Source organism: uncultured Stenotrophomonas sp. (genome assembly GCF_963519125.1).
In the GTDB taxonomy this organism is placed as follows: Bacteria; Pseudomonadota; Gammaproteobacteria; order Xanthomonadales; family Xanthomonadaceae; genus Stenotrophomonas.
In genome coordinates this window covers 1-12527 of the sequence record NZ_CAUQLJ010000016.1, presented here as the reverse complement: position 1 = coordinate 12527, position 12527 = coordinate 1, and the positions used below count along the sequence as shown (strand labels likewise).

The 12527-nt window shown below is 66.7% G+C and carries 10 protein-coding genes; 2 read left to right on the top strand and 8 right to left on the bottom strand.

What is annotated here, in order from left to right; all coding sequences use genetic code 11:
* Positions 1–76: 76 nt before the first annotated feature.
* Positions 77–772 carry an OmpA family protein gene (locus tag RYM47_RS14110; RefSeq protein WP_102945721.1) on the bottom strand — a complete coding sequence of 232 codons (696 nt, stop codon included), beginning with the start codon at positions 770–772 and terminating at the stop codon, positions 77–79.
* Positions 773–890: 118 nt separating this feature from the next.
* Complete coding sequence (locus tag RYM47_RS14105; protein WP_315388691.1) at positions 891–2300, bottom strand: deoxyribodipyrimidine photo-lyase; 1410 nt, start codon at positions 2298–2300, stop codon at positions 891–893.
* 196 nt (positions 2301–2496) lie between these two features.
* Between RYM47_RS14105 and RYM47_RS14100 the strand changes: the two genes are divergently transcribed.
* A complete protein-coding gene (locus RYM47_RS14100) occupies positions 2497–3585 on the top strand; it encodes a catalase family protein (protein ID WP_315388690.1) in 1089 nt (362 codons plus the stop codon).
* 45 nt (positions 3586–3630) lie between these two features.
* On the opposite strand, the gene RYM47_RS14095 is transcribed toward RYM47_RS14100, so the two are convergent.
* The 5 genes from RYM47_RS14095 to RYM47_RS14075 all read right to left on the bottom strand — a co-directional run bounded on the left by RYM47_RS14095 (position 3631) and on the right by RYM47_RS14075 (position 10658).
* Positions 3631–4881 carry an amidohydrolase family protein gene (locus RYM47_RS14095; protein WP_315388689.1) on the bottom strand — a complete coding sequence of 417 codons (1251 nt, stop codon included), beginning with the start codon at positions 4879–4881 and terminating at the stop codon, positions 3631–3633.
* A gap of 101 nt (positions 4882–4982) precedes the next feature.
* Positions 4983–5618, bottom strand: coding sequence for an inorganic diphosphatase (locus tag RYM47_RS14090; RefSeq protein WP_315388688.1), 636 nt, complete (start codon positions 5616–5618; stop codon positions 4983–4985).
* Positions 5618–6994, bottom strand: a complete 1377-nt coding sequence (locus tag RYM47_RS14085; RefSeq protein WP_315388766.1) for a metallophosphoesterase family protein — start codon at positions 6992–6994, stop codon at positions 5618–5620. The genes RYM47_RS14090 and RYM47_RS14085 overlap by 1 nt, the downstream gene beginning before the upstream one ends.
* Positions 6994–8109, bottom strand: a complete 1116-nt coding sequence (locus RYM47_RS14080; protein WP_315388687.1) for a phytase — start codon at positions 8107–8109, stop codon at positions 6994–6996. Before RYM47_RS14080 ends, RYM47_RS14085 begins: the two co-directional genes overlap by 1 nt.
* Positions 8109–10658, bottom strand: coding sequence for a TonB-dependent receptor (locus RYM47_RS14075; RefSeq protein ID WP_315388686.1), 2550 nt, complete (start codon positions 10656–10658; stop codon positions 8109–8111). Before RYM47_RS14075 ends, RYM47_RS14080 begins: the two co-directional genes overlap by 1 nt.
* A gap of 157 nt (positions 10659–10815) precedes the next feature.
* On the opposite strand from RYM47_RS14075, the gene upp reads away from it, so the two are divergent.
* On the top strand, positions 10816–11451 hold the full coding sequence (gene upp / locus RYM47_RS14070; protein WP_102945729.1) for a uracil phosphoribosyltransferase: 636 nt from the start codon (positions 10816–10818) through the stop codon (positions 11449–11451).
* Positions 11452–11454: 3 nt separating this feature from the next.
* Here the strand turns inward: upp and RYM47_RS14065 are convergent, their stop codons facing one another.
* Positions 11455–12342: an MBL fold metallo-hydrolase gene (locus tag RYM47_RS14065; RefSeq protein WP_315388685.1), complete on the bottom strand. Its 888-nt coding sequence runs from the start codon at positions 12340–12342 to the stop codon at positions 11455–11457.
* Between the last annotated feature and the right edge of the window lie 185 nt (positions 12343–12527).

The window sequence follows — 12527 nt, the reverse complement described above, 5'->3', positions numbered from 1 at the left end:
CGGTCTGCGTCTGTCTCGTCACAAAAAATGCCGCCCCGATGAGGGCGGCATTTTTCTTCCATCAACCGGGACGCTTTTACTGCGTCAGCGGGATCACGCGGATTTCGACGCGACGATTCTTGGCGCGGCCGGCATCGGTGCTGTTGTCGGCAATCGGGTAGGCCTTGCCTGCGCCCAGGGTTTCCATGCGCACGCTCTGCACGCCCTGGCCGCTCAGGTAGGCGGCGACCGAATCTGCACGCTCCTTGGAAAGCTTGTTGTTGACCGCGTCACTGCCGATGCTGTCGGTGTGGCCGACCACTTCGATCATGGTCTGGTTGTATTCGTTGAGGGTGGCAGCCACGCCGTTTAGGGCCGGGTAGAACTGCGGCTTCAGCGCGGACTTGCCGAAGTCGAAGGTCACGCCGTCCGGCAGGTTCAGCACGATGTTGTCGCCTTGGCGCTGCACGTCGATACCGGTGTTGGCGGTACGCTCGCGCAGCTGGCGCTCCTGCTTGTTCTGGTAAGCGCCGACGCCGGCACCGGCCAGTGCGCCGATGCCCGCGCCCACCATGGCGTGCTGGCGGCGTTCGGTGGCGCTGTCACCGGTCAGCAGGCCCGCGGCCACGCCGATGGCGGTGCCGATCAGCGCGTTGCGGCCAGTGCGGCTCTGCTGCTCGGTCGGGTTGCCGTACTGGTCGCTCTGCACGTAGGAGCCACCGGTGGCGCAGGCCGACAGGGCGGCGGCGGTCATCAGGGCCAGGGCCACGTTGCGGGGTGCGGATCGGATCATGGTGTTCTCCTCGAGTGACGGCCGTGCGGCGTGTGAATGGCCAGCAGGATAAACAGGGAAATGCGATGCCTGCATGATGAACACGCACGTATTCGGCATTTCATTCAGGTAGCTGTCTCTAACCCGTGTGGCGGTACGCGGCGAGTGCAGCCTCCCGCCCTGCGGCAAGATCAACCAACGGCACGGCGGGGTAGGACGGCGCGAGCTCGGCCAGCAGGGCCGCTGACTGCCACGGCGCGAACCGCGCCTTGACCGGCAACGCGGCCAGCTCCGGGACCCAGCGCGTGATGTAACGCGCGTGCGGATCGAACTTCTGCGACTGCGTGACCGGATTGAAAATGCGGAAGTAAGGTGCCGCATCTGCCCCGGTTCCCGCCACCCACTGCCAGCCCATCGTGTTGTTGGCCAGGTCGGCGTCCACGAGCGTGTCCCAGAACCAGCGTGCACCGTGCAGCCAGTGCTGGCGCATGTGTTTGCAAAGGAAGCTGGCCACGATCATGCGCACGCGGTTGTGCATGTAGCCGGTGGCCCACAGCTCGCGCAGGCCGGCGTCGACGATCGGCACGCCAGTGCGGCCCTGCTGCCAGGCCTGCAGCTGGGTCGGGTTCGGGGCGGCCCATTTGAAGCTGGCGAAGCGCGGGTTGAGATTCTGGTCCGGTGTCGCCGGGAAGTGGTGCATCAGGTGGTACGAAAACTCGCGCCAGCCCAGTTCGCGGATGTAGCCGTCGATGTCGGCATCGCGGCTGGCGCTGCGCTCCTTCTCCAGCCGGCGCACGATCTGCCAGGGCGAGATTTCGCCGAAATGCAGGTGCGGGGAGAGCAGCGAGGTACCCACGCGGTCCGGCAGGTCGCGCTGTTGTCGATAGCCGTTCAAGGCACCGTCGATGAAGACCGTCAGCGCTTCGTCGGCGCCGGCCTCACCGGGCTGCCAGTGCTCCCAGAACTGCCGGTCCCAGTCGAGTGTGGGGGTCAACTGCAATGCGTCGAGACTGACGCCCTTGGCCTTGTGCGACGGCAGGCGGTCGGGCACCGGCAGTGGCGCGGGTAGGTTCATGCGCGTCAGCGCATTGCGCCAGAAAGGCGTGAACACCTTGTACGGGCCGCCCTGCAGGGTGGTGATGTCCCAGGGTTCGAACATCAGGCTGCCGTTACAGCTGTCTGCTTCGATGCCCTGCTCGCGCAGCTCGCGCTTGATCCGCGCATCGCGCGGCTGGGTGGCCGGCTCGTATTTGCGGTTCCAATACACCGCCACCGCGCCGGTCTCGGCAATCAGCGCCTGCAGCTCTGCTTCGCTGTCGCCCTCGCGCAGCACCAACGACGAACCGCGCGCGCGCAGGTCGGCGTCGAGCGCGGCCAGCGAGCGGTGCAGCCAGGTGTTGGAGGCTGCGCCGGGTGCCCAGTCGCCCTCTTCCTGCGGTGCATGGATGTACACCGCTACTGGCGTATGTCCGGCCTCCAGCGCGGCCTGCAGTGCCGGGTTGTCCTGAAGGCGCAGATCGCGGCGAAACCAGACCAGAGCTACAGACACGGACACCGCCTACCCTTGAAAAGTGCGGCCATGATAACGAGCTGAAGTGAAGGCCCTGCACGCGCCCTTCGCATGGCCCGCATGCGGCATGCACCACGCCTGCACCCGGAAACGCACATGGTGGGCGCATGCCCCAGCCGCTCGTTGCCAAGGCCGCGTGGCGGAGCCCTTCCTGACTGATCCGGATGCCCATGCGATGACCCCTTCCCTGCCCGCCGTTCCCTATTCCCCGACCGTCGAGCACCGTGATGCCGATGAGGACGCCACCATCGCCGAGATGGTGAAAGTGTTCACCGACATGGCCCATACCGTCGCCGAGCATGAAGGGCATGCGCACCGCGCCGTGCATGCCAAAGGGCACGCCCTGCTGCGTGGACGTTTCCGGGTGTTGGATGGGCTGTCGCCAGAACTTGCACAGGGGCTGTTCGCTGCACCAGGTGCATTCGACGCGCTGGTGCGGTTGTCGTCGCCGCCGGCCGAGCAGCTGCCGGATACGGTATCGACCCCGCGTGCAATGGCGGTCAAGATCCTGGACGTGCCCGGCGCCCGCGTTGAAGGCGGCGACGAGCTGCACAGCCAGGATTTCCTGATGGTCAACGGACCGGCATTCAACACGCCAGGCATCAGCGGCTTCCTGCGCTCGGCCAAACTGCTGGCCGCCACCACCGAGCGCATGCCCCGGACCAAACAGGTGATTTCCGCGACGCTGCGCGGTACGGAGGCAGCGCTGGAAGCGGTCGGCGGGCAGAGCGCGTCACTGAAGGCGCTGGGCGGCGAGCCGCAGCACCATCCGCTGGGCGAAACGTTCTTTACCCAGGTGCCGTTCCGCTATGGCGACTTCATCGCCAAGTTTTCCTGGGTGCCGGTGTCGCCGGGTCTTGTAGCGTTGAAGGGCCAGAAGCTGGAGTCTGAGCCGGACACCCAGCGCGATGCGGTTGCCGCCTTCTTCGCGCAGCCTGGCGCGGTTGCCGAATGGGAGCTGCGCGTGCAGCTGTGCCGCGACCTGGAGAAGATGCCGATCGAAGATGCGTCGGTGGTCTGGCCTGAGGACATCAGTCCCTACCTTCCCGTGGGGCGCCTGGTGGTGGACGCGCAGTCGTCCTGGAATGCCGACGCCGAAGCGGCAGAAGACGCCCTCGCCTTCGCGCCGTGGCACGCCGTGGCGGCGCACCAGCCGCTGGGCAATCTCAACCGTGCGCGACGCGTGGTGATGGCGGCCTCACGGGAGTTCCGCTCCAGGTTCAACCGCTGCCCGATTCACGAACCGACCCACCGCGCGCCGTAGAGCCGGGCTCTGCCCGGCTTCGGCGCAGCCACGCAGGGCGTGGCTCTACCGGGATGAATAAATGATGTTGCCTTCGCGTACGGTCATTGCTACGTCCGCGAAGGCTTCCGTCGACTGCTGCGGATCGCTGCCGAGCAGCACCAGATCGGCGGCGTAGCCTTCGGCGAGTCGTCCCCGCTGCGTGGCATCGCCGAACCGCGATGCGGGCGCAGTGGTCAGGCTGGTCAGGATCTGTCGCCAGTCCAACCCGGCAGCGGCCATCAGCCGGTACTCCAGCCGGGTGTCATAGACCTCGGTGTAGCCTGCGTCGGTACCGAACAGTACCTGCCCGCCGCCGTCGGCCATCGCCTTGACCTGCTGCTGGGCGTTGCCGACGAAACGCTTCACCACCTCGTCCGGAACACCTTCCTGGCGGAGGTGGGCGTCGAACAGCGACAGCGTCGGCACCAGCGCCATGTGCTTCGCTTTCAAGCGCGCCACCAGCTCCGGCGACCACGGCCCTGCGTCCGGCGCGGTATGCGCCAGCACGTCCACGCCGCTGGCCACGGCAACCTCCAGCCCGGCCATGTTGGTCGGGTGGGCGAACGCCGGCTTGCCATGCGCATGCGCCGCCGTCACGGCCGCGCTGGCGACGTCCACCCGCATCGGCAGCACGCCCTGCGGTCCACCGACGATCGCGCCGGTGAAGACCTTGACGCCGTCCGCACCGGCGTCCAGCTGGGCGTCGGCGCGCTCGCGCGCCTCATTGGGCGTGGCGACTTCCGCACTGACGGTTCGGGTCTCTGCCCACAGTTCGCGTACGTAGATCGGGGTTCCGTGCTCCGGGTAGAACGGCATGTCCACGGTCAGCAGGCGCGGTCCCTGGACTTCACCCTTTGCCATGCGCGTGCGCAGCGCACCGACGTCACCCGGCAGGGAGCCGATGTCGAACAGCGTGGTGAAGCCCCACTTTCCGAAGCGGTCGCGCAGTGCGTCCTGCAGCGCCTGCGACGTCTGCGCCCCGGGCTGGTGGAATGGCGGGGACATCAGGTGCACATGGCTGTTCCAGAACCCGGCGGTCACGCTGTGATCCTTGCCATCGATGATGCGGGTGCCTTCAGGCACCTTCACCTTGCCGCGAGGGCCGACGGCGGTGATGCGTCCGTCATGTACGACCACCGTCCCATTGGCAATCGGGGCGGCATCCGGTGCTGGAAACACCTGCGCGCCGACGATGGCGAAATCCTCTGCGAGAGCGGGGCCAGCCAGCAGCAGGGCGACGGCGAACACAACGGCTTTCAGCACGGTACGTGACATGCGGGCTCTCCTTGGCATCCAACCCAAGGCTACTGCACTTCCGGCCCCGCAGAAGGGCCGTAAGTCAGGGTGCCGCGGAGCGTGCCGCCCGTCCCTCAGGCTCAGTCGCCCTTGGCGCGTCGTTGCTGCGCGTCGAAGCGCTGCATGGACTCGCGGATCAGTGCCTTCGCTTCTGCCGCGTTGCCCCAGCCATTGAGCTGCACCGGATTGCGGCCTTCGGGCAGGTCCTTGTAGACGCGGAAGAACGCCTCGATGCGCTGGCGTTCGATCAGCGGCAGATCCTGCAGGTCGCGGATGTTGGCGTAGGTGGGGTCGATCTTGTCGGTGGGTACGCCGATCACCTTCTCGTCGTGCTCGCCCTTGTCGACCATCTTGAGATACCCGATCGGGCGGAAGCGAACGATCACGCCCGGGTGCAGCGGCTCACGGGTGAGCACCAGGGCGTCCAGCGGGTCGTTGTCGCCGGCCAGGGTGCGCGGCATCGAGCCGTAGTTGGCCGGGTATGCGACCGGCATCGACTGGAAGCGGTCGACGTGGACCAGTCCGTCTTCCTTGATTTCGTACTTGGTGAAGCTGCCGGCGGGGATTTCCACCGCCAGGTTGGCTTCTTCCGGCGCTTCCTTCGGCTGCGCGGCCAGGAACGGGTGCAGGACCGCGTTGCTGGCCAGGCTGGCGCCTGTGAGCAGGAGCAGCGCGGTGGCGAGGGCCAGGAGCGGCAGGGTTCGGTTCATGGGCATTATTCCCAACAACGGTCCGCACGGCCCTTCAAGGTCTGGCTGCGCGCACAGTCACGAGGTGCGATGCGGCCTTCGGTCAGCTCGGTCTTGCGCTTGCTGCCGTCGGCCGCGCGGGTCAGTTCGAAGCCGTCGTACAGGCGGCCGGTCACCGTGCGGGCTTCATAGCGCAGCTGCTGTGGATCGACCGTGAGCACCTGGAACAGCTGGGTATCCTCACCGACCGGGGCCATGGTCGCGCGCGCCTCGTCCGACAGCCGATACTGTTTGGGGCCGGCCACGGTGACCACGTACTGCGGGGTAGCGGCCTGGCCTTCACCGCGACGGCCGTAGGTGTGGTCGTGGCCCTGCAGGACCAGGTCGACGTTGTGACGGCGCACGACCGGCAGCAGCACGTCGCGCAGCTCGGCATTTTCCCGCCCTTCGCGCGGCGAGTAGAACGGCTGGTGCAGCAGCACGATGGTCCAGCGCTGGGTGTTGGCGGTCAGCACCTTGTCCAACCACTGCGCCTGCGCCTTGGCCGTGCCCAGGTCAAGCGCGGAGGTACCGTCGAGCACCACGATGCGTACGCCCTGGTAGTCGAACCAGTAGGTGCTGGTGGAAGCAGCGTCCACGCCATTGCGCGGCAGCGCGAAGGTGACCGGCCAGTGCTTGCCGAGTACGCGGCGTTCCTGCGGGGTGTCTTCGAATTCTTCAAAATACTCATGGTTGCCGATCGCCGGAGCGACCATGGTTTCCTGCGGCAGCCAGCCGGCGGCGGCGAACCACTCGCCCCACTCACTGTCGTCCTGGCCGTCGCCACCGCTGACAAGGTCACCGGCGAACAGCGAAAGCGTTGCCGCGGGGGCTGCCTTGATGCCGGCACGCAGCACGCGCGAAACGTGGCTCAGGTTCTTGTTCTGGGTGTCGCCGAAGTACAGCAGGGTCAGCGGTTTTTCCGCCGTCCCCGCAGTGCGCAGCTGGTTCCAGGCACTCCAGGTGCCATTGCCCTGCACGCGCCACAGGTACAGCGTGTCCGGCGCGAGGCCGGTCACGTCTGCACGGTGATGGTTGGACGGGCCCAGCTCGGTGGTGAGCGCGGTAGTGCTGGCGGTGACGCGGGTCACCTTGCCCACGTCCGGTGAATCGCCCGCCACGACCCACTCCAACACCGGTGCGTTCACCGTGCCGTCGGTGCGCCAGGCCACGCCGAAGCCGCGCGCGGCGTCCTGCGCCGGCGAGGCGACGATGCGGTCCGGGAAGCCGGTGGCGGCGTAGTGCCGGCTGCCAGCCGGCACTTGGGTATTGGGTTCCACCTTGGGCGCGGTCTTCGCGGATGCCGTACCGGAACACAGCAGCAGCGCCAGGCACAGCGCTTTCAGGCAGTCGCTTGCACGCATCACTTTTCACACTCCAGCGGCAGCGACAACTGCTTGGCCACGCTGGCCCAATCGAACGCGACCACGCCCTGGTCGTCATGCACCGCATACAGCGCGCCATGCGGGAAGCGCGGCGACGCGGCCATGCTCATCCAGATGCCGTCGGTGTTGGCCACCGTGTTGCCCTGGAAGGCGCCCACATGCTTCAACGTGTGGCGGTCGAACAGGTGGAACACGCTGCGCTGCTTGCCCTGCTCGGTGGTGATCCACCAGCCGTCCTTGCCGCAGGTGCGCAGCATCACGCCTTCGGCCTGCGCCTTGAAGGCATCGCGGCCGAAGGTGGTGCCGGTGAATTTTCCTTCCAGCGTGTAGACCTTGAACTCGCTGGCGTAGCTTTCATCCTCCTCGGCAATCAGCAGGCGGTCGTTGGCCGGGTCGCCCCAGATCGACTCGACCACGCGCAGCGCGCCGGCTTCGCTGGTGTCGCCGATGCTCGAAACCAGCGTGGCCTGTGCCTTGCCGTCCTGCACCTGCAAGGCGTAGCGACGCACGCGCTTGTCCAGTTCGGCCAGCGGCGGCAGCACGTCGTTGCCCTGCGCGTCTTCGCCCGCGTCGTAGGAGTCGGTGACGTATACGTCGTAACCCTTGGCCTGCTTGTTGACCCACAGGCCGTAAGGCTTGCGCAGGTCATCGGCGGCGAACACACCCAGCGGGGTGAAGTCCGGCAGCTGCAGGACCTGCACGCGGTGGTTGTCGCGTTCCACGATCAGCACCAGGTCATCGACGACGGCGATGCCGTTGGGCCGGACGAACTGGCCCGGCGCGGTGCCGGTGCTGCCCACGTCGCGCAGGTGCGCGCCGGTCTGGCCGTCGTACACCACCAGTTTGTCGGTGGCCTTGGCGGTGGCGATCAACCACACCTGCCCTTCCGGCGTGGTCCAGCTGGCCGGCGAATCGATGTTGTCGGCCAGGGTCATCGGGGTCAGGAAGGCCTCGGCGACCGTTGCCACGGCCCGGTTGGTCGTGGTCGCCGTTGCTGCGTCCACCGCCGGCGCGGCCGGTGCCGGAGCCGCCGCCGGCTTGCAGCCGGCCAGCAGCGCCACGGCCAGCAGGCTGGCGACGGGAGTCGCGCGCATCACAGCGCCACCTTCAGGCCCAGCGCGTAGGTGCGGCCGTACTCTTCGTTCTGCAGGGTGCGCGAACGCACGCCCTGGTACAGCTCCAGCGGCTTGTCGAGCAGGTTCTGCGCTTCGAAGTAGACGCTCACGTTGGCGGTGATCTTGTAGTCCAGACTGAAGTCGAGCTGGGTGTTGGGCGCCACGAAGATATCGTAGGCGCGGCTGACGCCCAGCGTATCCAGGTATTCGCTGCGGTACACGGCGGCGATACGGGTGCTGAAGCCTTCTTTCTCATAGCCCAGATGCGCGCTGTACACGTGCTTGGACGCACGCGGCAGGGTGAAGTCCTCGTCGGCACGGCCGTCCAGGCCCGGGTCGAAGTCGGTGTCCAGCCAGGTGCCGCTGGCGCCGACCAGCAGGCCGTCCCAGCCCGCCGGCAGGAAGCTGAGCTGCTGCTGCCAGTTGAACTCCGCGCCGTAGACCTTGGCGGTGTCGCCGTTGATCACGCGGGTGACCTCGAAGCCCGGATACTCCGGGTCGCTGTCGCTGACGGTGTTGACGATGTAGCCGTCGATGCTCTTGTGGAACAGGCCCAGCGAGATGATGCCGGTGCTGCCGATGTAATGCTCCAGCGACAGGTCCAGGTTCTTCGATTCGTACGGGTCCAGCTCGGGATTGCCGATCCGCACTTCCTCGTCGCCGCGGTTGTAGCCGATGCGCGGTGCGATGTCGCCGAACGACGGGCGCGAGACGGTCTTGTTGGCGGCCGCACGCAGCACCCAGTCGCTGCCGGCGTCATAACGCAGGTGCAGGCCGGGCAGCACGTTGGTGTAGCTGCGGTCGGCGGTGAGCGGGGTAACGGTGTAGCTGCGACCGTTGGCGGCCACATCCACCTGGTTGCCGGTCGCCTGGAACTGGGTGTTCTCCACGCGCACGCCGCCGATCACGCGCAGGTTGCCGATGTCCCAGGTGCCCATGGCGTAGGTGGCGAAGATGTCTTCACTGGCGGTGTAGTCCTCTTCCAGCGAGGTCATCGCGTTGGCACCGACATCCTGCGGACGGGCGCTGTACTGGCTGCCGAACTGCGCCCAGTAGCGGCGCATGGCGTCCGAGCTCATGCCCTGGCCGAGGCTGCCGCCGCGGTGGTCGGGGCTGGAGGTGGTCCAGTCCGACAACGCCACGTCCGGACCGACGCGCAGCTCATTTTCGTCGGTGTCGACGTCGCGGTCGCGCCAGCGGCCGAGCAGGCCGAACTTGTAGCTGCTGTTGTCGCCGTCGAAACGGATGTTGACCTGCGCGCTGTGTTCCTTGTCGTCCACGCGCTTGGGCGAGACCACGAAACGGTCGAAGTCGTAGTTGCCGTTGTCCATCCAGCTGGCATCGCTGAGCGTGTAGCGCGGGATGCCGCTGTTCTGGTCCACGGTGGCGGCGAGGTCGTCGCCGTTGTACTCGAAGCGCGCTTCCATTTCGTCGTTGACGCGCTCTTCGGTGCGGGTGTACCCAACCTTGTAGTCGACCACCGCATTGGTCAGGCGGTTCTCACCGCCCAGGCTGGCGGCGAAGGTGTTCTCTTTCTTGGTGCGGTAACGCATGCGCTTCTGGATCGCGTCGGCCGGCAGGTCATCGACACGGTACTGGTTGTTGCCCAGTGCGGTGACCTCACCGTCGCCGAAGTTGAAGATGGTGCGCTGGCGGGTTTCGGCGTCGTCGAACTGGCTGTACAGGGTGCGCAGGTAGTACTGGCTGTCTTCGCTGGGGCGCCAGTCGAAGTTGAGGTTGGCGCCGATACGCTTGCGCTCGATTTCGTACTTGCGGTGCTGCAGGCTGTTGGCGAACAGATCGTCTTCGCTGCCGCCGTCGAACTCGCCATACTCCACTTCGGTGTTGTCAGACTCGAACTTGCGGTTCTGGTAGTTCACGCCCAGCGCCACGCCGAAGGTATCGGCGAACACTTCGCTGTAGTTGAACGCGGCCTTCGGGCTGGTGTGGCCGGACAGGTCCTGGTGGCTGGCTTCGATCTTGCCGCGCAGGCTGCGGCCGTCGCGGTCGAAGGCCGAGGCGGATTCGACCAGGATCGCGCCACCGATGGCATCGCCGGGCATGTCCGGGGTCGGCGACTTGACCACGCGCAGGCGCTCGGTGGAGTCGGAGGGGATCACGTCCAGCGGCGCGGCGCGGCTGGAGTCTTCGGGGGTTCCGACCGAAACGCCGTCGATGCTGACGCTGTTGAGGTTGGCATCCAGGCCACGCACCACCACGAAGCGGCCTTCGCCCTGGTCGCGGGTGACGCTCACGCCCGGAAGGCGCTGCAGGGACTCGGCCACGTTCTTGTCGGGGTAGACGCCCATGGAGTCGGACGACACCGCGTCCTGGATCGCGTCGCTGCTGCGCTTGAGGTCGACCGCACGGGTCTGCGACTCCAACTGCGGACGGACTTCCACGCGGTCCAGTTCGGTGGCCGCCGCAGCGCCGGCGAGCTCCCCGCTCGCGGCGGCCACGGCGGGCGCGGTGGACAGGACGAGCAACGAGAGGCTGATGGCCAGGCCCAGCGGCGATTTGTTCTGCACGGCATCCCCAACGGTGTAAAGATTGGGTCAGCACGGTATGTCCGCGAGGTTTCATGAACGTGACACCGGTGGTGATTTCCCGTCGCACCAGTCGCCTCTGGCCGGGTATGGGGCGGCTGCGGCAAAATGGCGTCCTCCCCGTTTTGTTGGCATTCCCATGAAAATCGTCGAAGTTCGCCACCCGTTGGTGCAGCACAAGATCGGCCTGATGCGCGACGCGTCCCTGAGCACCAAGGACTTCCGCGAACTGGCCAATGAGCTGGGCGGCCTGCTCGCCTACGAGGCGACCGCCGACCTGGATACCGAAGCCCACACCCTGCCCGGCTGGGCCGGCCCGGTGACAGTGCAGCGCATTGCCGGCGCCAAGATCACGGTGGTGCCGATCCTGCGCGCCGGGCTGGGCATGCTGAGCGGCGTGCTGTCGCTGATCCCGGCGGCGCGGGTCAGCGTAGTGGGCCTGCAGCGCGACGAGGAAACGCTGCAGCCGGTGCCCTACTTCGAGCGGCTGACCGGACGGCTGGAGGAGCGCGATGCGCTGATCCTGGACCCGATGCTGGCCACCGGCGGCACCCTGATCGCGACCATCGACATGCTCAAGCGGGCCGGTGCACGCCGGATCAAGGGTATTTTCCTGGTTGCAGCCCCGGAAGGCATCGCTGCCGTGCAGGCGGCGCACCCGGACGTGGAGATCTTCACGGCCGCCATCGATGAGCGCCTCAACGAGCGCGGCTACATCCTGCCGGGCCTGGGCGACGCGGGTGACCGGATCTTCGGGACGCGTGTGGTGGGTTGAACCTCACGCCAACGCGCGCGCCTTCAATTCACCCTGTTCGTGGGCCGTTCCAAACCGGCCCTTCTCATCGCGGGTCACCTGGGCCAGCGCGACCTGCGGATCGTGGGTAAAGAACAGGTGCACGTTGCGGGCCAGCTTGTCTTCCAGGAAGTTGCGCTTCTCGTCGATCAGCAACTCTGCATTGCGGTCGTAGCCCATGGTGATCGGAACATGCACCCATGAGCGCCCGGGGATCAGGTCGGCGCAGAACACTACACCCCCGCGCGGCTGGCCCTCGACCTGCTCCGGCCCGACGATCTCCGCCAGCATCAGCCCCGGGGTATGCCCGTCACTGAAACTGAAGCGCACGCTCTGGCCCAGGGTGCGCGAATAGGGCCCCTGTACGATCTCCAGCCGACCGCTGTCCTGCAGCAGTTGCGGCAACTCGGGAATGAAGCTCGCGCGGTCACGCGGATGCGGATGCAGCGCGCGCTCCCAATGTTCGGCACCCACCAGGAACGTGGCATTCGGGAACAGCAGCTCCGGCCCCCGCCCTTCGCTCCACGGCGCAAGCAGACCACCGGCGTGATCGAAGTGCAGATGGCTCAGCACCACAACGTCGATGTCTTCGTGTTCGAAGCCGGCTTCGCGCAGCGACTCGATCAGCACGTGGCTGGGTTCCTGCACGCCGTAACGATCCCGCAGTTTGGGCTCGAAGAACGCGCCGATACCGGTTTCGAACAACACGGTCTTTCCGGCCAACGGGCTGGCCAGAAGTGCGCGGCACGCCAGTTCGATCCGGTTGAGATCGTCGGGCGCCGCCCATTTTTCCCACACCGCGCGCGGCGCATTGCCGAACATTGCGCCGCCATCGAGCTTCTGTGAGTTACCGCGGATCGACCATAGTTTCATCGGTAAATTATCCGGCGGTCGGCGTTAATAAATCGCTATGCGGAGCCAAATGCCGAAGCAGCGTCTCACTGGTACGTGCAGGGGCGGCCACCGGGCAGCCCCGCTCCGGGACACGCCGTGAACCCGTCCTTGGGGGCTGCTAGAAAACATCCATGTTTTCTAGCGTCCCTCCGGGGGCTACCCGG